The organism is Amaricoccus sp. B4 (assembly GCF_043226085.1).
GTDB lineage: Bacteria > Pseudomonadota > Alphaproteobacteria > Rhodobacterales > Rhodobacteraceae > Amaricoccus.
On record NZ_CP171225.1, the window covers coordinates 3,443,464 to 3,465,659 of the forward strand.

Annotated in this window: 17 protein-coding genes and 1 other RNA gene; 15 read left to right on the top strand and 3 right to left on the bottom strand. The window is 69.5% G+C overall.

The features are described from left to right. The first annotated feature begins 1 nt into the window (after window position 1). Window positions 2-2,854 carry a DNA polymerase I gene (polA, locus tag ACF66B_RS16575; protein WP_111429873.1) on the top strand — a complete coding sequence of 951 codons (2,853 nt, stop codon included), beginning with the start codon at window positions 2-4 and terminating at the stop codon, window positions 2,852-2,854. Window positions 2,855-2,864: 10 nt separating this feature from the next. Here the strand turns inward: polA and ACF66B_RS16580 are convergent, their stop codons facing one another. Then, window positions 2,865-3,317: a GFA family protein gene (locus ACF66B_RS16580; protein ID WP_111429872.1), complete on the bottom strand. Its 453-nt coding sequence runs from the start codon at window positions 3,315-3,317 to the stop codon at window positions 2,865-2,867. A gap of 25 nt (window positions 3,318-3,342) precedes the next feature. Further along, the gene (gene moaA, locus ACF66B_RS16585; RefSeq protein ID WP_111429871.1) at window positions 3,343-4,356 is read right to left on the bottom strand and encodes a GTP 3',8-cyclase MoaA; all 1,014 of its coding nucleotides are present in this window, start codon (window positions 4,354-4,356) and stop codon (window positions 3,343-3,345) included. A gap of 146 nt (window positions 4,357-4,502) precedes the next feature. Between moaA and ACF66B_RS16590 the strand changes: the two genes are divergently transcribed. From ACF66B_RS16590 to ACF66B_RS16600, 3 genes are all read left to right on the top strand, one after another. Beyond that, on the top strand, window positions 4,503-6,125 hold the full coding sequence (locus ACF66B_RS16590) for an AMP-binding protein (RefSeq protein ID WP_111429870.1): 1,623 nt from the start codon (window positions 4,503-4,505) through the stop codon (window positions 6,123-6,125). Between the two features lie 150 nt (window positions 6,126-6,275). Further along, window positions 6,276-6,998 carry a LuxR C-terminal-related transcriptional regulator gene (locus ACF66B_RS16595; RefSeq protein WP_392663321.1) on the top strand — a complete coding sequence of 241 codons (723 nt, stop codon included), beginning with the start codon at window positions 6,276-6,278 and terminating at the stop codon, window positions 6,996-6,998. Window positions 6,999-7,152: 154 nt separating this feature from the next. After that, window positions 7,153-7,551 carry a hypothetical protein gene (locus ACF66B_RS16600; protein ID WP_162683267.1) on the top strand — a complete coding sequence of 133 codons (399 nt, stop codon included), beginning with the start codon at window positions 7,153-7,155 and terminating at the stop codon, window positions 7,549-7,551. A 57-nt stretch (window positions 7,552-7,608) separates the two neighbouring features. Here the strand turns inward: ACF66B_RS16600 and ACF66B_RS16605 are convergent, their stop codons facing one another. Then, on the bottom strand, window positions 7,609-9,018 hold the full coding sequence (locus ACF66B_RS16605) for a 2-isopropylmalate synthase (protein ID WP_111429998.1): 1,410 nt from the start codon (window positions 9,016-9,018) through the stop codon (window positions 7,609-7,611). Between the two features lie 255 nt (window positions 9,019-9,273). Between ACF66B_RS16605 and ACF66B_RS16610 the strand changes: the two genes are divergently transcribed. From ACF66B_RS16610 to ACF66B_RS16660, 11 genes are all read left to right on the top strand, one after another. Continuing rightward, a complete protein-coding gene (locus ACF66B_RS16610) occupies window positions 9,274-10,935 on the top strand; it encodes an NAD+ synthase (RefSeq protein WP_111429868.1) in 1,662 nt (553 codons plus the stop codon). A gap of 97 nt (window positions 10,936-11,032) precedes the next feature. Further along, the gene (locus ACF66B_RS16615) at window positions 11,033-11,590 is read left to right on the top strand and encodes a hypothetical protein (protein WP_111429867.1); all 558 of its coding nucleotides are present in this window, start codon (window positions 11,033-11,035) and stop codon (window positions 11,588-11,590) included. A gap of 284 nt (window positions 11,591-11,874) precedes the next feature. Further along, an RNA gene (gene rnpB / locus ACF66B_RS16620) (RNase P RNA component class A) lies at window positions 11,875-12,256 on the top strand. Window positions 12,257-12,811: 555 nt separating this feature from the next. Beyond that, a complete protein-coding gene (mraZ, locus tag ACF66B_RS16625) occupies window positions 12,812-13,327 on the top strand; it encodes a division/cell wall cluster transcriptional repressor MraZ (RefSeq protein ID WP_111429866.1) in 516 nt (171 codons plus the stop codon). Beyond that, window positions 13,327-14,328: a 16S rRNA (cytosine(1402)-N(4))-methyltransferase RsmH gene (gene rsmH / locus ACF66B_RS16630; RefSeq protein ID WP_392664892.1), complete on the top strand. Its 1,002-nt coding sequence runs from the start codon at window positions 13,327-13,329 to the stop codon at window positions 14,326-14,328. The genes mraZ and rsmH overlap by 1 nt, the downstream gene beginning before the upstream one ends. Next, a complete protein-coding gene (locus ACF66B_RS16635; protein WP_111429865.1) occupies window positions 14,325-14,657 on the top strand; it encodes a cell division protein FtsL in 333 nt (110 codons plus the stop codon). Before rsmH ends, ACF66B_RS16635 begins: the two co-directional genes overlap by 4 nt. Further along, complete coding sequence (locus tag ACF66B_RS16640; RefSeq protein ID WP_111429864.1) at window positions 14,654-16,450, top strand: penicillin-binding protein 2; 1,797 nt, start codon at window positions 14,654-14,656, stop codon at window positions 16,448-16,450. The genes ACF66B_RS16635 and ACF66B_RS16640 overlap by 4 nt, the downstream gene beginning before the upstream one ends. Window positions 16,451-16,484: 34 nt before the next feature. Then, entirely contained in the window at window positions 16,485-18,008 is a 1,524-nt protein-coding gene (locus ACF66B_RS16645) for a UDP-N-acetylmuramoyl-L-alanyl-D-glutamate--2,6-diaminopimelate ligase (RefSeq protein ID WP_392663325.1), read from the top strand. Beyond that, the gene (gene murF / locus ACF66B_RS16650) at window positions 18,005-19,453 is read left to right on the top strand and encodes a UDP-N-acetylmuramoyl-tripeptide--D-alanyl-D-alanine ligase (protein WP_111429863.1); all 1,449 of its coding nucleotides are present in this window, start codon (window positions 18,005-18,007) and stop codon (window positions 19,451-19,453) included. Before ACF66B_RS16645 ends, murF begins: the two co-directional genes overlap by 4 nt. 10 nt (window positions 19,454-19,463) lie before the next feature. After that, window positions 19,464-20,549: a phospho-N-acetylmuramoyl-pentapeptide-transferase gene (gene mraY, locus ACF66B_RS16655; RefSeq protein WP_111429862.1), complete on the top strand. Its 1,086-nt coding sequence runs from the start codon at window positions 19,464-19,466 to the stop codon at window positions 20,547-20,549. Between the two features lie 101 nt (window positions 20,550-20,650). Further along, window positions 20,651-22,069 carry an HD domain-containing phosphohydrolase gene (locus ACF66B_RS16660; RefSeq protein ID WP_111429861.1) on the top strand — a complete coding sequence of 473 codons (1,419 nt, stop codon included), beginning with the start codon at window positions 20,651-20,653 and terminating at the stop codon, window positions 22,067-22,069. Window positions 22,070-22,196 lie beyond the last annotated feature (127 nt).

Sequence of the window (22,196 nt, forward strand, 5' to 3'; positions counted from 1 at the left end):
CGTGTCCTTCGGCAAGGGGCACCACCTGCATCTGATCGACGGCTCGGGATTCATCTTCCGGGCCTATCACGCCCTGCCGCCGCTCACCCGAAAATCCGACGGCCTTCCCGTGGGGGCGGTCGCGGGCTTCTGCAACATGGTCTTCAAGATGGTCGAGGACGCGAAGGGGGCGGATGCGCCGACCCATGTCGCGGTGATCTTCGATCATTCCGGCAAGACCTTCCGCAGCGAGATCTACCCCGAATACAAGGCCCAGCGGCCCGAGCCGCCCGAGGATCTGCGCCCGCAGTTCCCGCTGATCCGCGATGCCACCCGCGCCTTCAATCTGCCCTGCATCGAGAAGGAAGGCTTCGAGGCCGACGACCTGATCGCGACCTACGCCTGCCTCGCGCGCGACGCGGGCGGCCGTGTCACCATCATCTCCGCCGACAAGGACCTCATGCAGCTCGTGGGCGGCGGCATCGAGATGTTCGACACGCTCAAGATGAAGCCGATCGGGCTCGAGGAGGTCGAGGCGAAGTTCGGCGTCACCCCCGACAAGGTCACCGACGTGCAGGCGCTTGCGGGCGACTCCGTCGACAACGTGCCCGGTGCGCCGGGGATCGGCGTGAAGACCGCCGCGCTGCTCATCCGCGAATACGGCGATCTCGACACGCTGCTGGCGCGGGCGGGCGAGATCAAGCAGCCCAAGCGCCGCCAGACCCTGATCGACTATGCCGACCAGATCCGCGTCTCGCGCGATCTCGTCACGCTCCGCCGCGACACGCCGCTCGACGAGCCGCTCGAGGCGCTCGAGGTGCGCGAGCCGGACCCGGAGAAGCTTCTGACCTTCCTCTCGGAAATGGAGTTCCGCACCCTGACCGGCCGGGTGGCGGCGAAATTCGGCGTCGAGCCGCCCCTGCCCGCCGGGGCGGGGGGCGCCGGCGCCGGGGCATCGAGCCCCGCCGACGGCGGGGCGGACGGTGCCGCCGCCGAGGGCTGGACGGCGCCGGCGCGCCCGGAGCTTCCGCCGATCGATCCCGCGCGCTACGAGACGGTGCGGGACCGCGCCGCCCTCGAGGCCTGGGTCGCGCGCATCCGCGCGGCGGGCATCGTCGCGGTCGATACCGAAACCACCGGCCTCGACGAGATGGTGGCGGGCCTCGTCGGCATCTCGCTCTCCACCGGTCCGGGGATTGCGGCCTACATCCCGCTCGGCCATGTGAAGGGCGAGGGCGACCTCTTCGGCGCGGCGGCGCTCATCGAGGGGCAGATCCCGCTCGAGGAGGCGCTCGGCCTGCTCCGACCCGTGCTCGAGGATCCCGCGATCCTCAAGATCGGCCAGAACATGAAATACGACGCCAAGATCTTCGCCCGGCACGGGGTGACGGTGGCGCCGATCGACGACACCATGCTCATGTCCTTCGCGCTCCATTCCGGCCTCCACGGCCACGGCATGGACTATCTGAGCGAGGCCTATCTCGGCCATGTGCCGATCCCCATCAAGCCGCTGCTCGGCTCGGGCAAGTCGGCGATCACCTTCGACCGGGTGCCGATCGAGGAGGCCGCGGCCTATGCCGCGGAAGACGCCGAGATCACCTGGCGGCTCTCGGCGGTGCTGAAGCCGCGCCTGCCGTTCGCCCGCGTCACCCGCGTCTACGAGACCATGGAGCGCCCGCTCGTTCCGGTGCTGGCCAGGATGGAGATGGCGGGCATCAAGGTCGACCGCGACCACCTCTCGCGCATGTCCGGCGCCTTTGCCCAGAAGATGGCGGCGCTCGAGGAGGAGATCCACACGCTTGCAGGCGGCAAATTCAACGTGGGCTCCCCCAAGCAGCTCGGTGAGGTGCTCTTCGACCAGATGGGGCTTGCGGGCGGCAAGAAGGGCAAGACCGGCGCCTATGCCACCGGCGCCGACGTGCTCGAGGAGCTTGCCGCACAGGGCCACGACCTGCCCGCGCGCGTGCTCGACTGGCGCCAGCTCTCCAAGCTCAAGTCGACCTATACCGACGCGCTTCAGAGCCACATCAACCCGGAAACCGGCCGCGTCCACACCTCCTACGTGATCTCGGGCGCCGCCACCGGCCGCCTCGCCTCGACCGACCCGAACCTGCAGAACATCCCCGTCCGCACCGAGGAGGGCCGCCGTATCCGCGAGGCCTTCATCGCCCCGGAGGGCAGCCTGCTCGTCTCGCTCGACTATTCCCAGATCGAGCTCCGCATCCTTGCCCATGTCGCCGGGATCGAGGCGCTTAAGGAGGCGTTCCGCGACGGGCTCGACATCCATGCGATGACCGCCTCCGAGATGTTCGGCGTGCCGATCGAGGGCATGGACCCGATGGTCCGGCGCCAGGCGAAGGCGATCAATTTCGGCGTGATCTACGGCATTTCCGCCTTCGGGCTCGCCAACAACCTGCGCATCCCGCGCGAGCAGGCGAAGGCCTTCATCGACACCTATTTCGAGCGGTTCCCCGGCATCCGCGAATACATGGACGAGACCGTGGCCTTCGCGAAGGAGCACCAGTACGTCGAGACGCTCTTCGGCCGCCGGATCCACACGCCGCAGATTGCTGCGAAGGGCCCCAAGGCCGCCTTCGCGCAGCGCGCCGCGATCAACGCCCCGATCCAGGGCTCGGCCGCCGACGTGATCCGCCGCGCCATGATCCGCGTGCCCGAGGCCATTGCGCACCTGCCCGCGAAGATGCTGCTCCAGGTCCATGACGAACTGGTCTTCGAGGTCGAGGAAGGCGCGGTGGAGGAAACCATCGCGGCGGTAAAGACGGTGATGGAAGCTGCGGCGCTGCCCGCCGTCGCGCTCGATGTGCCGCTCGTCGTCGATGCGGGGCAGGGGCCGAACTGGGCTCTCGCGCACTGAGCCGCGCGGCTCAGTGCCGCTCGGCCGCGAACTGCGCCAGAAGATCGGGGAAATCCGCCTCGGGCGGAAAGCCCGCATAGCTCCGCCGGACCGGCAGGTTCACCCAGGGCAGCTTCTCCGCCGCCATCGTCTCGAGGAAGGGCTCGGCCCAGCGAAGGTCCTCGAACATCACCGGACGGACATTGACCATCTCGTCCCAGCCGCGGATGCGGGTGAAGATCCAGCTCATGCAGTCCGGGCAGAACCGGTGATCGAGCTCGGGCCCGCGCAGCCCGCCCGGCACCGGATCGCCCGCAAGAACCTGAAAACCCTGCACGGGCACCATCGCGGTCAGGGAAAACGCGCTCGAACTCATGCGCTGGCAGCCCCGGCAATGGCAGGCCGCGGTCATCACCGGCGGCTGCGACATCCCGATCCGCACCCTGCCGCAGCGGCAGCTGCCCGTGAGCGGCGTGAAGTCCATGCGCACCTCCCTCCGGGGGGCGGCTTCAGCCGCCGGTGTGGCTCATGTGGCGGCTCATCTGGCCCGCGACTTCCTGCCGCGAATAGTCGAAGTCGTGCCCCTTGGGCTTGCGGGCGATCGCCGCCCGGATCGCCTCGATGAGCGGCGCGTCCTCGCCCGGATGGCTGCGCAGCACCCGGCGCAAATCCGCATCGTCCTCCTGGCCGAGGCACATGTAGAGCTGCCCGGTGCAGGTCAGGCGCACGCGGTTGCAGCTTTCACAGAAGTTGTGGGAGAGCGGCGTGATGAAGCCGATGCGCCCGCCGGTCTCCGCCACCCGCACATAGCGCGCCGGGCCTCCCGTCCGCTCCTGCGTATCGGTGAGCGTCCAGCGGGTCTCGAGATCGGCCCGCAGCGCCTCCAGCGAATAATACTGGTCGAGCCGGTCCTCCTCGCCGAGATCGCCCATCGGCATCACCTCGATGAAGGTGAGATCGAAGCCGCGCGCGCCGCACCAGGCGACGAAATCGTGGATCTCGTCGCAATTGACGCCCCGGAGCGCCACCGCGTTGATCTTGATCGCCAGCCCCGCGGCGGCGGCGGCCTCGATCCCGCGCATCACCTGCTCGAACCGGCCCCAGCGGGTGATCGCCTTGAACTTCGCCGCGTCGAGCGTGTCGAGCGAGACATTCACCCGCCGCACGCCGCAATCGAAGAGCTCGGCCGCGAATCGCTCGAGCTGGCTGCCGTTGGTGGTGAGGGTCAGCTCCCGCAGCGCCCCGCTCTCGAGATGCCGCGCCATGCCGCGGAAGAAGGTCATGATGCCCTTGCGCACCAGGGGCTCGCCACCGGTGATCCTCAGCTTCTGCACCCCGAGCCCGACGAAGGCCGAGCAGAGCCGGTCGAGCTCCTCAAGCGTCAGCAACTCCGCCTTGGGCAGGAATTCCATATGCTCCGCCATGCAATAGACACAGCGGAAATCGCACCGGTCCGTCACCGAGACCCGAAGGTAGGTGATCTCCCGCTGGAACGGGTCGATCAGGCGAGGCGGAACGGACACGGCAAACTCCCGGGGCGGTGTTTCGTATTGTTGTCGCGGGGTCGCAAGATGGCTCTTTTCCTTTCTCAACGCAACGCCACCATTTGGCTATTTCGCAATCTTGTGCCATCAGGTTCCAGTGATGTTGCAGGTGCGAGATGAGAGTGATGCGTAGTCCAGGGCTTCCCCTCCTTCCTGAATCCGGCAGCTGGGACGAGCTCCGGGCCGCCTTCCGCTGGCCGCGCTGGCGGCGGTTCAACATTGCCGAAGTGTGCTGCGACGTCTGGGCCCGGCAGGAACCCGACCGCGTTGCGCTGCGCTACATCCGCCCCGAGGGCGAGGAGCGGGTCTGGACCTTCGCCATGCTCGCCCGTGCCGCGCGGCGGTTTGCGAATGCGCTGAAGGCCCAGGGCATCGGCCGCGGCGACCGGGTCGCGGTGCTGCTGCCCCAGACGCCCGAGACCCTCATCACCCATCTCGCCGCCTACCGGATCGGTGCCGTGGTCGTGCCGCTCTTCTCGCTCTTCGGCGAAGACGGGCTGCATTTCCGCATGCTCGATTCCGGCGCGAAGGCCATCGTCACCGATCAGGCGAACCTCCCCAAGGTGGTGGCGATCCGCGCAAGCCTGCCCGATCTGACCACGGTCTTCTCCATCGACATGCGCGAGACCGACGTGATGGGCTTCTGGCAGGAGCTCGGCAAGGCGAGCGACCACTGCGAGCTGGTGGCGACCGGCCCCGATGATCCGGCCTTCCTCAGCTACACCTCTGGGACAACCGGCCCGCCCAAGGGGGCGCTCCACGGCCACCGGGTATTGCTCGGGCATCTCCCCGGCATCGGGCTGGCCCATGACACGCTCGGCCGCCCCGGCGACCGGATCTGGACCCCGGCCGACTGGGCCTGGATGGGCGGGCTCACCAACGTGCTGCTGCCCTCGCTCTATTTCGGGGTCGAGGTGGTGGCGCACCGGATGGCGAAATTCGATCCCGAGCGCGCCGCGCATCTCATGACCCGCACGGAGGTGCGCAACACCTTCTTCCCGCCGACCGCGCTCAAGCTCATGCGCCAGGCGGGCGTCGGCGCCGTGCCCGGGCTCCGCACCGTCACTTCCGCCGGCGAGGCGCTGGGCGCCGAGCTGCTCGACTGGGGCAGCGGCGTCTTCGGCATCACCATCAACGAATTCTACGGCCAGACCGAATGCAACGCGATGATCGCGAACTGTTCCGCCCGGATGCCGGTGCGCCCCGGTTCCGCCGGTCGCGCCGTGCCAGGGCACCAGGTCGCCATCGTCTCGCCGTCGGGCCGGCCTCTGCCTCCGGGCGAGTCCGGCGAGATCGCAGTGCGCGCGCCCGATCCGGTGATGTTTCTCGGATACTGGAACAACCCGGAAAAGACGGCGGAGAAATTCGCCGGGCGCTGGCTGCTCACCGGGGACGAGGGCACGATGGACGAGGACGGATACGTCTTCTTCCAGTCGCGCACCGACGATGTCATCACCTCCTCGGGCTACCGCATCGGCCCGACCGAGATCGAGGATTGCCTCTCCGGCCACCCCGATGTCGCGATGGCCGGGGTCGTCGGCGTGCCGGATCCGATCCGCACCGAGGTGGTGAAGGCCTTTGTCGTGCTGCGCGACGGTGCCTCCTCCGAGGGGCTCGAAGCCCAGCTCGTCGAGCGGGTGAGGAGCCGGATCTCGCCCCATGTCGCGCCGCGACAGCTCGTCTTCGTGGAACATCTGCCGATGACGGCGACCGGCAAGATCCAGCGCCGCATCCTGCGCGAGGTCTGAGCTCCGGGGGCGGGATAGCGTCGTCGTCAATCGCCTGTCGTGTGAAATGCCGGCCTTTCGCCATGATCTGGCGCAAGGTTGATTGTGCTTCCGCAGCATAAGGTCCTATTATCGGATGGCGACAGCAGGTGATGGCAGGATTGCGAGACAATGGATCTTCGCGACTACCAGGGGGAGGTGGAGCGGGCCCCGGATCTCTGGAAACTCTGGGATATCTGCACCCGCTACATAAAGGCGCGCCGCATCGCGCGGCTTTATTACGCTCATCTGCCGCCGCTCGGCGCGCCGGATGCGGATCGCCTGCGCTTCGCCACCGAGGGCTTCGGCGAGGATGTGGTGCAGACCTATTTCTGCTCCGGCTACTACCGGACCAACCGCAACCTCCGCTACGCGCTGATGCATCCGAGGCCCTTCTACTGGGACGAGGTGCCGCTTGTTCTCGACGGTCCGCTCGACCCCGAGCAGATAGCGCTTCTGCGCGACGATGATCCGGCGAGCGGCCTCTGCATCTCGGTCTATGGCCCCAACGGCCGCAACGGCTTCGTAAGCCTCGAGTTCGAGCCGGGCACGACCCGGATGGAGCCCGGCGCGCTCCACGAGATGCAGTGGGCCTGCCAGCTCGCCCACCTCCGCTACTGCGCCCTCTGGGTGCCGGCGCTCGGCCCGCGGCCAAGCCTTTCGCGGCGCGAACAGGAGGTGCTGATCTGGGTGGCGCGCGGCAAAAGCAATCCCTCGATCGCCGAGATCCTGGGGATTTCCGCTCATACAGTTGACGCACATCTGCGGCGGATCTACCTCAAGCTGGGTGTGTTTGACCGGATTACTGCGGCGGTAAGGGGGATCGGTGTCGGAATCATCCGCAGCGATTCCTGATGGAACCGGCGCGGAGAAACATGATTTGACCTGCGCCTCACGCGATCACGTTAGCGTGACGCTCGGAATTGCACTCGCATAGGTCGCAGGATAAACGCAGCCGATGCTCCGCTCCGGCGGGATTGCGAGCATTTTTTTGGGGGATGGCGGGAAGATGCTGGCGCTGATGGAAAATGATGGACTGATACGCACATTGCGCTTCGGACCGAAGAGTCTGCCCGACGACCTCGACAAGCTTCACGACTATCTCCGGATGATCGGCGAACATCTCGCCGAGCGGGCGCACGATCACGAGCTGACCTGGGCGCTCGCCTGCCAGGCGGCGAGCGAGACCGATGTGCTGCTCGATCTCGAGCAGCAGGTCGCGATGAAGGCGGCCGCGCTCCGGGCCCGATCGCTGCGCGACGTGAGCACCAAGCTCGCGATCTGGGACCGCCTCGCGGGAGAGGGAGGGGAGGGCGATGAAACCTGCGCCGCCCTGATCCGCTCGGTCCGCCGCGACGTGGACGCGCTGCTGATCGGCCCCGGCGGCGCCACCGACCGCATCAACTGAGCATAAACAGGGCGCGCAGGGCCGTTTCCGCCCCCGCGCGCAATCTGCCGTCAAGGTTCAGCCGTCCTGCGCAGGCGCTGCCGCGGGCTCCTCGGGGGCTGCGGGGGCGTCCTCCGGCGTCGGCGGCGTCGCCGTTGCCGTCCCGGCCGGCTGCCCGTCCTTCCAGAGCCCTTCGTAGACCTGCCCGCCGGCAAAGGTCATCTTGCCCTCGCCCTCGCGCCGCCCGTCGACGAAATTGCCCTCGTAGACATCGCCGTTGGGATATTCCGCCCGGCCGGGCCCGTTGAGCAGCCCGTCCTTCCAGGTGCCCTCGAAGACATGCCCCTGGGGCAGGGTCATCTTGCCCGCGCCCGCGCGCATCCCCTCCTTGAAGCTGCCCTCGTAGCGGGTGCCGTCGGCATAGACCGCGACGCCCTCGCCATCGCGCAGCCCGTCCTTCCAGTCCCCCTCGTAGGAATAGCCGTCCTCCGAGGTGAGCTTGCCGCGGCCGTTGTTGCGCCCGTCGGAGAAGGCGCCCTCGTAGGTGATGCCGTTGGCATAGACCGCCTTGCCCTCGCCGGCGATCACCCCGGCCTCCCAGCTGCCCTCGAAGGTCGAGCCGTCGGCATAGGTGATCTTGCCCTGGCCATCGGCGCGGCCGTTGGTGAAGTGGCCCTCGTAGACCGCGCCGTCGGGATAGGTCGCCTTGCCTTCGCCCTCGATGCGGCCCTCGACCCACTGGCCGGTGTAGGAGAAACCGTCGACCGCGGTGAGCGTGCCCGCCCCGTCGCGCTGGTCGGCCTTGAAGCCGCCCTCGTAGACATCGCCATTGGCCGAGACCATGCGCCCGAGCCCCTCGCGGCGGCCCGCGACGAAGGCGCCCTCGTAGCTCTCGCCGCCCGCCTGAACGAGGTGGCCGTCGCCGTCGATCTGGCCGCCCTTCCAGCCGCCCTCGTAGCGGGAGCCGTCCGCGCCGACGAGCACGCCGGAGCCTTCCGGCACGCCGGCCGTCATCTCGCCCTCATAGACGCTGCCGTCGGGATAGGTGATCCGGCCGGTGCCGTCCTTCTCGCCCGCGACCCAGTCGCCCTCGTAGACATAGCCGTCCGGCCCGGTGAGCTTGCCCTTGCCGTCCTGCTGGCCCTGCGTGAAGTTGCCCTCGTAGCGCATGCCGTTGGCATAGGTCGCGACGCCCTCGCCCTCGATGAGGCCGCCTGCCCAGGCGCCCTCGTAGCTCGAGCCGTCGGGATAGGTCATGCGGCCCTTGCCCTGCGGGCGGCCGTCGGCGAAATGGCCCTCGTAGACCGCGCCGTTGGGGAAGGTCGCCTTGCCCTCGCCCTCGATGCGGCCCTCGACCCACTGGCCGCTGTATTCATAGCCGTTCGGCAGCCGGTAGGTGCCGGTGCCCTGCTGGCGGCCGTCGACGAATTCGCCTTCGTAGACGCCGCCATTGTCGTATTCCTTGGTCTGCACCGACGCCTGGGCCATGGCAAGGCCGGGCGCAAGGCAGAGGACGCCGAGTGCGGTGCCGATGCGGATTGCTCGTATCAAGCCTGTCTCCTGCCCGGGGTCCGGGTCAATCTGCTGTTGCGGGAACTTAGCCAATCCCCCCCGGCGGGGACAATGGCTTATTGCCCCATGCCGGCGGTCGGGCGCCCCGCTGCGCCGCATCAGAGCCGCCCTTGTCATCGCCCCGGCGCCGAAGGTATTCGGGGAGGACGAGGCAAGCGCGGGGGATCCGGCATGACCGGCACGTTTCGGCTGACCATGGCACAGATGAACCCCACGCTCGGGGATCTCGCGGGCAACCGCGCGAAGGCGCGCGAGGCCCATGCCGCGGGCAAGGCCGCCGGCGCCGATTTCGTCGCCATGCCCGAGATGTTCCTGCTCGGCTACCAGCCGCAGGATCTCGCCGTGAAACCCGCGCTCTGCGCCGATGCCTGGAACGAGCTCGAAACGCTCGCCGCCGAGGTCGCCGACGGCCCGCCGCTCGGCATCGGCCTGCCGGTGAGGGAGGCCGACGGCCGGCATTACAACGTCTACGCCATTCTCGAGGGCGGGAAGGTCAGGGGCTATGCCCGCAAGCATCACCTGCCGAACTACCACGTCTTCGACGAGATGCGCCTCTACACGCCCGGCCAGATCGCCGGGCCCTTCGCGATCGGCCCGCTGCGGATGGGCACGCCGATCTGCGAGGACAGCTGGTATCCTGATGTCGCCGAGACGATGGCCGAGAGCGGGGCGGAGATCCTGATGGTGCCGAACGGCTCGCCCTACCGCCGCGGCAAGTTCGACGTGCGCATCCACCACATGGTGGCGCGCACCGTCGAAACCGGCCTGCCGCTCGTCTACCTCAACATGCTGGGCGGCCAGGACGACCAGATCTTCGAGGGCGGCTCCTTCGTCCTCAACCCGGGCGGCCAGCTCGCGGTGCAGCTCCCGGTCTTCGACGAGGTCATCGCCCATGTCGATTTCGACCGCACCGAGGCGGGCTGGCGCGCGCGCCCCGGCGAGCGGGCCGTCCACCCGCCCGTGGTCGAGCAGGACTACCGCGGCATGGTCATGGCGCTCCATGACTACATGACCAAGTCGGGCTTCTCGAAGGCGGTGCTCGGCCTCTCGGGCGGGGTCGACAGCGCGCTCGTCGCCACCATCGCCGCCGATGCGCTGGGCCCGGAAAACGTCCACTGCATCATGCTGCCCTCCGAATACACCGCCACCGAAAGCCTCGAGGATGCCGCGGGCGTGGCCGAGGCCCTCGGCTGCCGGCTCGACACGCTGCCGATCGAGCCTGGCCGCGCCGCGCTCACCGAGACGCTCGCGCCACTCTTCGCGGGCCATGCGCCGGATGTGACGGAGGAGAACCTCCAGTCGCGGCTGCGCGGCACGCTCCTGATGGCGGTCTCCAACAAGTTCGGCGCCATGCTGCTCACCACCGGCAACAAGTCGGAGGTCGCGGTCGGCTACTGCACGATCTACGGCGACATGAACGGCGGCTACAATCCGATCAAGGATCTCTACAAGACCCGCGTCTTCGAGACCTGCCGCTGGCGCAACGAAAACCACCGCCCGTGGATGAAGGCGCCCGCGGGCGTGGTGATCCCGCCCCGCGTCATCGAAAAGCCGCCCTCGGCCGAGCTGCGCGCCGACCAGAAGGACGAGGACAGCCTGCCGTCCTACGAGATCCTCGACGGCATCCTCGAGCGCATGGTCGAGGACGACCAGTCGGTCGCCGAGATCGTCGCGGCGGGCTACGAGCGCGACACGGTGAAGCGCGTCGAGCATCTCCTCAACATCTCCGAATGGAAGCGCTTCCAGTCCGCCCCCGGCGCGCGCCTCACCCGCCGCGCCTTCTGGCTCGACCGCCGCTACCCGATGGTCAACCGCTGGCGCGATCCGAGCTGACCGGGCCGGGGCGCCGGAAAGGGCGCCCCGGCTAACCCGGCCTTCACACCCTGCCGCTAGCGTCTCCGGTGTTTTCCGAAAGCCCGGAGTTCCAGTCATGCGCCGTTTCGCACCCCTTGCCCTTGCCATCCCCCTTGCCGTCGCGGGTGTCCTTGCCGCCCCGGCCCAGGCCGACAGCAATTTCTGGGAGCACGGCGCCTGGCGTGTCCGCATGACCGATACCGGCGCCTGCGAGCTTCGGACCGGCGGCGACGGCAACGGCGCGCTCCTCTTCTCCATCGGCGAGAACGGCTACGACGGCGTGCTCAGCTATATCCCGGTCTGGTTCCGCCATGATCCGCTGCCGCTCGACGTGTATGACGAGATCGCGCTCATCTTCGATGGCACCCCGACCTGGCTCTCCGACGAGATGGCCATCCTGCAGGGCATCGACGCGTTCGGCGAGCCCACGGTCGAGGCTTCGATGACGAACGGCTTTGCTGCCGAGACGGTGGCGGCGCTGCGCGACGGCGATGTCGTGGAGATCGGCGTCACGCACGAAGGCGCGTTTCGCATCTTCGACACCTATTCGCTCTCGGGCTTCACCGCTGTCTGGCTGAAGGCCGCGGAGTGGTGCCGCTTCGATCCCGACGCCCTCCCGGCCTCGCTTTCCTGACGCGAAAGCCCGCGGGGAAGGCAACCGGGGCGCCGCCGCGATACATGTATATATAGCGTCTCTGCAGCCCGCCGCTGCGTCCCCCCGATTCTCCCGCCTGACCGGGCCTCGGGCCCTCTCTGGCCCCGCGGCCTGCGGGGGCGTGGAGAGAGCTGCCGGCCCGGCGGCCGCGGCCGGGTCGGTGTGGTACATCCCACCCCCGCGTGGCCGGATGGCCACGCCTCCCGCGCGGCGTTCCGGGGCCGATTGACCGCCGCGTGCGCCGCCCCTAGACCGGATCGGGCGCGGATGGCTGGATGGCCGCGGCCCGGATCGGGTCGAGGAAAGTCCGGACTCCAGGAAGGAATGGCGGCGGGTAACGCCCGCCCGGGGCAACCCGAGGGAAAGCGCCACAGAGAACAGACCGCCTTCGGCCTCCGGGCCGGGGGCAAGGGTGAAACGGTGGGGTAAGAGCCCACCGCGCTTCCGGCAACGGCAGCGGCACGGCAAGCCCCGCCAGGAGCAAGGCCAAATAGGGACCGCGCGGGGCTCTGCCCCAGGGATCTTCCGCCCGAGCGGTCCGGGTTGGCTGCTCGAGCCCGTCGGCGACGGCGGGCCAAGAGGAATGGTCATCGTCGCGCCCCTCCGGGCGCGTCACAGAATCCGGCTTACAGGCCGTCCGCGCGCGCCGCCGATCCCATGGAACGGCATGCCACCAGAGGCTCGATTCGGGCCTCTTCGTGCGCGATTCCGCCCCCCCTCCGTCATCGCGATTTCCAGGCTCGGATTAGGCGCGGATTGCTGCTTTGCAACACAACTCTAAGTTGCCGGCATATCTTGTGTTATCCCGCAGCGCGATACGCAACCACTGCCTCGGTACCACAGGTTCGGTCAAAATTGATGCAAATGTGAGATGAGAAAGTCGCGTCATGTCCATGGAGTGGCATAAAAATCCATTGAGTTGTACAAATTCCCATGGTATCCAAAATTCACGGAAGGCAGCGGAATTCGGACAGGGGCAGCAAGCTCCGCGAAAAACAAAAAAAACGGCAGGTTTCATACAGGCCCGCCGCTTTCCGAAAACATTGAAGACCCGACGCGGACACAAAAGAGCAGAGCAGACCACACAAACGGACGCAGTCGGGCCCAGGCCCCCAGAACGGACCAAGCGGCGGGTCGTGCATTGAGACTGCACGGCCCGCCTTTTGTTTCGCTCCGGTGTGAAGGACAGGAGACCGGCCGGTGAAACGGCGCTTCAGAGGCGAATCGGTCCATAAGGTGGACCAGAAGGGACGCGTGTCCGTCCCCGCCTCGTTTCGGCGCGTCATCGAGGAGGGCGACCCCGACTGGGATCGCGACAACAAGGACCGGGCGGCGACCTTCGTGCTGATCTACGGATTCAAGGGCCGGATCGAGGGCTACACCATGGAGGGCATGGAGGAGATCGACGAGATGATCTCGGCCCTGCCGCGATTCTCCGATCGCCGCCGTATCGCGGAGCGCCTCATCAACACCAAGAGCATGGACGCCCAGGTCGACGACAACGGGCGCATCATCCTGCCGGCCAAGCTCCGGCAGGAATTCGAAATCGAAGGCGAGGCGGTCTTCGCGGGCATGGGCGATCATTTCCAGATCTGGTCGCCCACCGCCTATGACGCCGACAATGCGGGAATCGCGGAGAAGATGGACGAACATGGCGGGCTTGATGGCATGGAAAGCCTTTTCGCGATGATCGAGGGCAGCGGGAGCGGATCATGATGATGGGCCCCGTCTCTCCGCATATCCCGGTTCTCCTTGAGCCGCTGATCGAGGCGGTCTCGCCCGTCTCCGGCGTCTGGCTGGACGGCACCTTCGGGGCCGGCGGCTACAGCCGCGCCCTGCTCGAGGCCGGCGCCGAGCGGGTGATCGGCGTCGACCGCGACCCGGAAGCCTTCGAACGCGCCGCCTCCTGGGCCGCCAGCTACGGCGACCGGCTCGACCTCCGGCAGGGCTGCTTCGGCGAGCTCGACGAGATCGCCGCCGCGGCCGGCGCCCCGCGCCTCGATGGCGTCGTGCTCGACATCGGCGTCTCCTCGATGCAGATCGACCAGGCCGAGCGCGGCTTTTCCTTCCAGAAGGAAGGCCCGCTCGACATGCGGATGGGGCAGAGCGGGCCCTCCGCCGCCGATCTCGTCAACGGCCTGCCCGAAGCCGACCTGGCCGACATCCTTTTCCAGCTCGGCGAGGAGCGCAACGCGCGCCGGCTCGCGCGGGCGATCGTGAACGCGCGCAAGACCGCGCCCTTCAGCACCACCCGCCAGCTCGCGGGCCTCATCGAGAGCTGTTCCCGCCGCCAGCGCCCGGGCGAGCCGCATCCCGCCACCCGCAGCTTCCAGGCGCTCCGCATCGCGGTGAACGACGAGCTTGGCGAGCTCGACCGCGGCCTCGCCGCGGCCGAAAGCGTGCTCGCCCCCGGCGGCTGGCTTGCGGTGGTGACCTTCCATTCGCTGGAGGACCGCATCGTGAAGCGCTTCTTCCAGGCCGCCTCGGGCGGACAGCCCAAGGGCAGCCGCCACGCGCCCGAACAGGACGAGGACGAGCCGCGCTTCGCCCGCGCGCTCCGCAAGGCGATCACCCCGAGCGACGAGGAACTCGCTGCAAACCCGCGTGCGCGCTCGGCAAAGCTCCGCCTCGGCCGGCGGCTCGATGCGCCCGCCGTCCGGCTTGATCCCGCCGAACTGGGCCTGCCGCCCGTGGCGCTCTGGGGGTGTGTCGGATGAAGGTCGTCTTCCATCTCTCCGCGATCGTCTTCGTCGCGGTCTGCGCCACCTGGGCCTACCGGGTGAACTACGCCGCGCAGGAAGCGCTCGGCCGCGTCGCCGCGCTCCAGGTCAAGATCGCCCGCGAGCAGGAGGCGCTCGGCGTGCTCCATGCCGAATGGGCCTATCTCAATCGCCCCGACCGGCTGACGACGCTCGTCGCGGCCTATTCCGACGAACTCGGGCTCGTTCCGCTCACCCCGGAGCAGTTCGGCGAGGCGGCCATGGTCGCCTATCCGCCGCAGCCCGATGCCCTGCAAGACGCCGCCGCTGGAGGAAAGAACCGATGATCCGCCGTCCGCTCCGCCCGCTCGCCCGCGTCCTCTCCGCCCGCGATGCCGGAACCGATCCCAACCTGATCGAGGCCGAGGAACGCGCCGCGCGCGTCGCCGCCAGCCGCAGGGCCGAGCGCAAGAAGGCCGAGGCCCGGCTGATCCTGCTCGGCGCCGTCTTCGTGCTCGGCTTCTCGACCGTCGCGGGCCGCATGGCGCTGGTCTCGGCCGCGGTGCCCGCCGAGCCGCGGGCCGAGGCCGATGCCGTGCCGATCACCGCCCGGCGCGCCGACATCACCGACCGCAACGGCGCGATCCTCGCGACCAACATCGTCACCGCCTCGCTCTATGCCCAGCCCGCCGAGATGGTCGATCCGATCGCCGCCGCCGACGGGCTCGCGCGCATCTTCCCCGATCTCGACGCCGCCGCCCTGCGCGACCGCTTCACCAGCGGGCGCAAGTTCATGTGGATCAAGCGCACGATCTCGCCCGAACAGCGCCAGCTCGTCCACGATCTCGGCGAGCCGGGCCTGCTCTTCGGCCCGCGCGAGGCGCGCCTCTATCCCAACGGCGCGGTGGCCTCCCATGTGCTCGGCGCCACCAGCTTCGGCCGCGAAGGGGTGCGGGCCGCGGAAGTGGTGGGAAGTGCCGGCATCGAGCTCACCGAGGACGCGCGGCTGCGCGATCCCGAGCACATCGGCGAGCCGCTCCGGCTCTCGATCGACCTCGGCGCGCAGATCGTCCTCGAGGAAGTGCTCGCCGACGGCATGGCGGAAATGAACGCCAAGGGCGCCTCGGCGATCCTGATGGAGGCCGACACCGGCCAGATCCGGGCGATGGCGAGCCTGCCCGATTTCGACGTGAACGACCGTCCGGCGCTGCCGGTCTCGGGCGATCCCGCCGACAGCCCGCTCTTCAACCGCGCCGCCCAGGGCCGCTACGAGCTCGGCTCCACCTTCAAGCCGATCACCGTGGCGCTTGCGCTCGAGAGCGGCCTCGTCTCGCCCCAGACCGTCATCGACACCAAGGGGCCGATGCGCTGGGGCCGCTACACCATCCGCGATTTCCACGACTACGGCCCGCGGCTCAGCGTCACCGAAGTGCTGGTGAAATCCTCCAACATCGGCTCGGCGCGGCTCGCGATCGAGGAAGGGGCAGGGGCTCAGCGCGCCTTCCTGGATCGCCTCGGCCTCTTCGATCCGCTGCAGATCGAGCTGCCCGAGGCGCGCCGCGCCAAGCCCCTGCTGCCCGAGCGCTGGTCCGATCTCACCACGATGACGATCTCCTACGGCCACGGCATCGCGGTGACGCCGATGCATCTCGCCGCCGCCTATGCCGCGCTGGCCAACGGCGGCTACCGGGTGACGCCCTCGCTCATCGAGCGCCCGGGCATCGACAAGACCGCCGCGCCCCAGGTGATCTCCGAGCGCACCTCGCGCGAGCTGCGCCAGATGATGCGCCAGGTCGTGGTGCGCGGCACCGCGACCAAGGCTGAGGTCGAGGGCTACGAGCTCGCCGCCAAGACCGGCACCGCCGACAAGCCCGACGCCACCGGCGGCTATGCCCGCAACAAGGTGATCTCGACGCTCGCCGGGTTCTTCCCGGCCTCCGATCCGAAATACGTGCTCATCGTCACCCTCGACGAGCCCGAGACCATCATCAACGGCACCCGCTTCCGCACCGCGGGCCTCACCGCCGCCCCGGTCGCGGCCAAGGTACTCGCCCGGATCGCGCCGGTGATGGGCCTCCGCCCGCAGGTCCCCGGCAAGGAGGCGACCCCGGTGCTTTACACGCTCGCAGGAAACGAATAGCCCGGTGGCCGGAACACACGGCACACGGGGCGTGATGAGCGGAACGGAACGGACCGATACCCTCATGGGTTTCGAGGCCCTCGGCCTTCTCGCCGGAACGCGGCGCGGCGGCGACTGGTCGGGCAATCTGCCCGAAATTACCGGCCTTTCGGTCGACAGCCGGCAGACGGAGCCCGGCCACCTCTTCGCGGCGCTGCCGGGGGCGAATGTCCATGGCGCGGAGTTCGTGCCCTTCGCGCTCCGCATGGGCGCGGTGGCGGTGCTGACCGACGCCAAGGGCCTCGAGGTTGCCGAGCGCGAGATGCGCGGCGCGCTCCGGGTGCCCGTCATCATCTCCGATCAGCCGCGCCGGGTGCTCGCCATCGCCGCCGCGCGCTTCTTCTCCGGCCAGCCCGACGTGATCGTCGCCGTCACCGGCACCAACGGCAAGACCTCGGTCGCGAGCTTCACCCGCCAGATCTGGGAAGGGCTCGAGGAACGCGCGGTGAATTTCGGCACCGTGGGCGTCGAGGGCGCGGTCTCCGCCCCCCTCGGCCACACCACGCCCGAGCCGATCACCCTGCATCGCCTCCTCGACGAGCTCGCCGACATGGGCGTGACCCATGCCGCGATGGAGGCATCGAGCCACGGGCTCGACCAGTTCCGCCTCGACGGCGTGCGCCTCTCGGCGGCGGGCTTCACCAACATCACCCGTGACCACCTCGACTACCACCAGGATTTCGAGGCCTATTTCGAGGCCAAGCTCGGGCTCTTCGAGCGGGTGCTGCCGCGCCAGGGCACGGCCGTCATCAACCTCGACGATCCCCACGGCACCCGCGTGCTCCAGGCCGCACAGGACAGGGGCCAGGCGCTGCTGACCGTCGGCCGCTCGGAAATGTGCGACCTGCGCCTGCTCGCGCAGCGCTTCGATGCCACCGGCCAGGAGGTGCTCTTCTCCTGGAGCGGCAAGAGCCAGCGCGTGCGCCTCGACCTGATCGGCGGCTTCCAGGCCCATAACGCGCTTGTCGCGGCGGGGCTCGCCATCGGCTCGGGCAGCGAACCCATGGCGGTCTTTTCCGCCCTGCCGCACCTCTGCACGGTCCGCGGCCGCATGGAGCTTGCCGCGACGCGCACGAGCGGCGCCTCGGTCTTCGTCGATTACGCCCACACCCCCGATGCGATCGAGACGGCGCTCCGCGCGCTCCGGCCGCATGTGATGGGCCGGCTCCTCGTCGTCTTCGGCGCCGGCGGCGACCGCGACCGGGGCAAGCGCCCGCTCATGGGCGCGGCCGCGGCCAGGGCCGCCGACGTGGTCTTCGTCACCGACGACAACCCGCGCACCGAGGATGCGGCCGCGATCCGGGCCGAGGTGATGGCCGGCTGCCCCGAGGCGACCGAGATCGGCGACCGGGCCGAGGCGATCCTCACCGCGGTCGACGCGCTCCAGCCCGGCGACGCGCTGCTGATCGCCGGCAAGGGGCACGAGACCGGCCAGATCATCGGCTCCGACGTGCTGCCCTTCGATGACATCGAGCAGGCGAGCGTTGCGGTGGCGGCCCTCGACGGCACCGGCGCATGACACCGCCGCTCTGGACCCGCGACGAGGCGGTGGCGGCAACCGGCGGCAGCTCCGGCCCTGACTGGGCGGCGCAGGGCGTCTCGATCGACACCCGCTCGCTCGTGCCCGGCGATCTCTTCATCGCCCTCGCCGATCAGCGCGACGGCCACGACTTCGTCGCCGATGCGCTGGCGAAGGGCGCGGCCGCAGCGCTCGTCTCGCGCCGTCCTGACGGCGTTTCCGCCGACGCGCCCCTCCTCATCGTGCCCGACGTCATGGACGCCCTGCGGGCGCTCGGAGCGGCCGGGCGGGCCCGTTTCGGCGGCAAGCTCGTCGCGGTGACCGGTTCGGTCGGCAAGACCGGCTCCAAGGAGATGCTCCGCACCGCGCTCGGCGCCGAGGGCCGGGTCCATGCCGCCGAGAAGAGCTTCAACAACCACTGGGGCGTGCCGCTCACGCTCGCCCGGATGCCGCGCGACGCCGATTACGCGGTGATCGAGATCGGCATGAACGCGCCCGGCGAGATCGAGCCGCTGGCCCGCCTCGCCCGGCCGCATGTCGCGCTCATCACCACGGTCGCGGCGGTGCATCTCGCGGCCTTCGGCGATGTCTCCGGCATCGCCCGCGAAAAGGCCTCGATCGCGCGCGGGCTCGAACCCGGCGGCACCCTCGTGCTCAACCGCGACACGCCGACCTACCCGGTGCTGCTCCGCGCCGCCCGGCGGCAGAAGGTCCGCGCGGTGCGCTTCGGCACCTTGGGCCGGCCCGAGTTCCGGCTCACCGGGCTCAGCTTCGCCGACACCGGCACCGCGGTCTCGGCGCGCGCCCACGGCCGGCCCTTCCTCTTCCGCATCGCCGCGCGCGGGCGGCACCTCGCGATGAATGGCCTCGGTGTCCTCGCCGCGGTCGAGGCGCTCGGCGCCGACATGGCCCGCGGCGCCATCGCGCTCGCCGACTGGACGCCCCCCGACGGGCGCGGCGCGCGCTGGACCGTCCGCCTCGGCCCGGCCGGCATGGACGGCGCGATCACCCTCATCGACGAGAGCTACAACGCCAATCCCGCCGCCATGGCCGCGACCCTCGAGGTGCTCGCCGCCGAAAAGCCGGTCGATGGCGTCGGCCGGGTCGCCAAGGGCCGCCGCATCGCCTTCCTCGGCGACATGCTCGAGCTCGGGCCCGGCGAGGTCGCCCTCCACGCCAGCCTCGCGCGCGTCCCGGCGCTCGCGGGCATCTCGGTCGTGCATTGCGCGGGCAAGCGGATGCAGGCGCTCCACGAGGCGCTCCCGGCCGCGCAGCGCGGCGAATGGTTCCAGACCTCGGCCCAGATGGCCGCGCGGGCACGCCGCCTGCTTGACGCGGGCGACATCGCCATGGTCAAGGGCTCCTTCGGCTCGCGCATGGGGCTCGTGGTCGAGGCCATCAAGCAGCTGGGCGAGGCACGCCCTGCCAACTCCGAGGAGGGATAGCAAATCCCCGATGCTCTATTACCTCGCTGACCTTTCCGACAGCATCAGTCTGCTCAACGTCTTCCGTTACATCACCTTCCGCGCGGGCGGTGCCTTCCTCACGGCGCTCATCTTCGGCTTCCTGTTCGGCCGGCCGCTCATCGAGACGCTGCGCCTCCGCCAGGGTCGGGGCCAGCCGATCCGCACCGACGGGCCGGAAGGCCATATCGTCGCCAAGGCCGGCACCCCGACCATGGGCGGGCTCCTCATCCTCTCGGCGCTCCTCGTCTCCACCCTGATCTGGGCGCGGCTCGACAACGGCTTCGTCTGGCTGGTGATGTTCGTGACCTTCGGCTTCGGCCTCATCGGCTTCGCCGACGACTACGCCAAGGTGAAGAAATACACCCATGCCGGGGTGCCGGGCCGGATCCGGCTCGCCGCCGGCTTCGCGATCGCGCTGATCGCCGGGGCCTGGGCGATGTATCTCCACCCCGCCGATCTCTCCGGCGACCTCGCCTTCCCGGTCTTCAAGCGCTACCTGCTGAACCTCGGCGTCTTCTTCGTGCCCTTCGCCATGTTCGTGATCGTGGGGGCGGCCAATGCGGTCAACCTCACCGACGGGCTCGACGGGCTCGCGATCATGCCGGTGATGATCGCCGCCGCCTCGCTCGGGATCATCGCCTATGTCGTCGGCCGCGTGGACTTCACCGACTACCTCGGCCTGCATTTCGTCCCCGGAACCGGCGAGATCACCATCTTCGTCGCGGCCCTGATCGGCGGCGGGCTCGGCTTCCTCTGGTACAACGCCCCGCCGGCGGCGGTCTTCATGGGCGACACCGGCTCGCTCGCCCTCGGCGGCGCCCTCGGCGCCATCGCGGTGGCGACCAAGCACGAGATCGTGCTCGCGATCATCGGCGGCCTCTTCGTCGTCGAGGCGCTCTCGGTCATCATCCAGGTCGCCTACTACAAGCGCACCAAGAAGCGCGTCTTCCTCATGGCGCCGATCCACCACCATTTCGAGAAGCTCGGCTGGGCGGAGCCCCAGATCGTCATCCGGTTCTGGATCATCTCGCTCATCCTCGCGATGATCGGCCTCGCCACCCTCAAGCTCCGCTAGCGGCCCGCCCCCCGCCGCGCGCCCCGCGCCGGGGCGCAGGCACGGTCTGTTAAGATCCTCTGCGCCATGCTTCGGGCCCCAGGCTCGAAGCGAGGCGCATCATGGCCCGAGAGGCACCGACCGCGGTCACCCGGCCCGAGGCGCCCCCCGAGGGGTCCCCCGAGGCACCCCCCGTGGCGGCCCTCAACTTCGGCCAGGTGCTCGGCGCGCTCAGCCACGCGCTCGATCTCACCGAAGGCCAGCCGAAGGGCCATTGCGTGCGGAGCTGCTGGATCGGAATGCGGATCGCGCGGCAGATGGGCCTCGACGAGGCCCGGATCGCTGATCTCTACTACACGCTGCTCCTCAAGGATCTCGGCTGCAGTTCCAACGCCGCCCGGATCTGCCAGCTCTATCTGGCCGACGACCAGCCCTTCAAGCACGCCTTCAAGACCGTGGACGGCTCGCGGCGCGGGGCGCTGGCCTTCGTGCTGCGCCACACCGGGCCGGGCGCCGATCTCCGGCGCCGCCTCGGGGCGCTGGCCAGGGTCCTGCGGCAGTCCGACACCATCGTCGCCGAACTGATCGAGACCCGCTGCCAGCAGGGGGCGCAGATCGCCGGCATGATGGGGTTCTCGGCCGCCGTCTGCGCGGGGATCCAGGCGCTCGACGAGCACTGGGACGGCGGCGGCCGCCCGGCCGGGCTCCGGGGCCGGGAGATCCCGCTCTTCTCCCGGATCGCGCTCGCCGCCCAGGTCATCGACGTCTTCCACACCGGCGCGGGCCGCGAGGCCGCGATGAGCGAGATCGCCGCCCGCGCGGGGCGGTGGTTCGACCCGGAGGTGGCGCGGGCCGCACTGGCCTGCGGCCGGGGCGCGGCGCTCTGGGCCGAACTCGAGGGGCCGGAGCTCGCGCGGCGGGTGTTCGTGGCCGAACCCTCGCGGGCGGGGCGCGCCTTCGACGAGGATGGCCTCGACGACGTCGTCCATGCCTTCGCCAGGGTCATCGACGCCAAGAGCCCCTTCACCCACGGCCATTCCGCGCGCGTCGCGCTCTACACCGACCTGATCTGCACCGAGCTCGGCTACGCGCCCGAGGCCCGGCGCTGGATGCGCCGCGCCGCGCTGATGCACGACATCGGCAAGCTCGGGGTCTCGAACCGCATCCTCGACAAGCCCGCCCGGCTGACCGATGCGGAATTCGACGTCATCAGGCGGCACCCGGCGATGGGCGAAGAGATCCTCGCGCAGGTCGACCAGTTCCGCCCGATGGCGCGGCTCGCCGGCGCCCATCACGAGCGGCTCGACGGCAAGGGCTATCCCCGCGGCCTGAGGGCGCCCGAGCTCTCGCGCGATGTCCGGGTGCTCACCGTCTCCGACATCTTCGATGCCCTGACGGCCGAGCGCCCCTATCGCGCAGCGACCCCGCTCCGCAAGACCTACGAGATCATGGACGCCATGGTGGGGTCGGCGATCGATCCCGAATGCTACGCCGCCCTGAAGCGCGCCGTGGCGGCGGCGGAGGTCCCGGGCTTCGCGTGATCCGCGCCAATCCCGCCACCTGCCCGCGCGGGCGCCCGGGCGGGGGCGGCATCAATCTGCCTTGCGATCTGCGCGATTAGGCGTCAACAGTTGGCGACCGATCCGCCGCCCCGCGCAAGGCCCGGGC

What these genes read in the sequence shown, in the direction of transcription:
- ACF66B_RS16660 (WP_111429861.1), top strand. Translation starts at nt 20,651, where the DNA reads ATGGCCCGAGAGGCACCGACCGCGGTCACCCGGCCCGAGGCGCCCCCC.
- ACF66B_RS16605 (WP_111429998.1), bottom strand. Translation starts at nt 9,018, where the DNA reads ATGGCCCAGGCGTCGGTGCAGACCAAGGAATACGACAATGGCGGCGTC.
- ACF66B_RS16595 (WP_392663321.1), top strand. Translation starts at nt 6,276, where the DNA reads ATGGATCTTCGCGACTACCAGGGGGAGGTGGAGCGGGCCCCGGATCTC.
- ACF66B_RS16600 (WP_162683267.1), top strand. Translation starts at nt 7,153, where the DNA reads ATGCTGGCGCTGATGGAAAATGATGGACTGATACGCACATTGCGCTTC.
- ACF66B_RS16640 (WP_111429864.1), top strand. Translation starts at nt 14,654, where the DNA reads ATGATCCGCCGTCCGCTCCGCCCGCTCGCCCGCGTCCTCTCCGCCCGC.
- ACF66B_RS16610 (WP_111429868.1), top strand. Translation starts at nt 9,274, where the DNA reads ATGACCGGCACGTTTCGGCTGACCATGGCACAGATGAACCCCACGCTC.
- murF (WP_111429863.1), top strand. Translation starts at nt 18,005, where the DNA reads ATGACACCGCCGCTCTGGACCCGCGACGAGGCGGTGGCGGCAACCGGC.
- ACF66B_RS16645 (WP_392663325.1), top strand. Translation starts at nt 16,485, where the DNA reads ATGAGCGGAACGGAACGGACCGATACCCTCATGGGTTTCGAGGCCCTC.
- ACF66B_RS16580 (WP_111429872.1), bottom strand. Translation starts at nt 3,317, where the DNA reads ATGGACTTCACGCCGCTCACGGGCAGCTGCCGCTGCGGCAGGGTGCGG.
- ACF66B_RS16590 (WP_111429870.1), top strand. Translation starts at nt 4,503, where the DNA reads ATGCGTAGTCCAGGGCTTCCCCTCCTTCCTGAATCCGGCAGCTGGGAC.
- rsmH (WP_392664892.1), top strand. Translation starts at nt 13,327, where the DNA reads ATGATGGGCCCCGTCTCTCCGCATATCCCGGTTCTCCTTGAGCCGCTG.
- ACF66B_RS16615 (WP_111429867.1), top strand. Translation starts at nt 11,033, where the DNA reads ATGCGCCGTTTCGCACCCCTTGCCCTTGCCATCCCCCTTGCCGTCGCG.
- mraY (WP_111429862.1), top strand. Translation starts at nt 19,464, where the DNA reads ATGCTCTATTACCTCGCTGACCTTTCCGACAGCATCAGTCTGCTCAAC.
- ACF66B_RS16635 (WP_111429865.1), top strand. Translation starts at nt 14,325, where the DNA reads ATGAAGGTCGTCTTCCATCTCTCCGCGATCGTCTTCGTCGCGGTCTGC.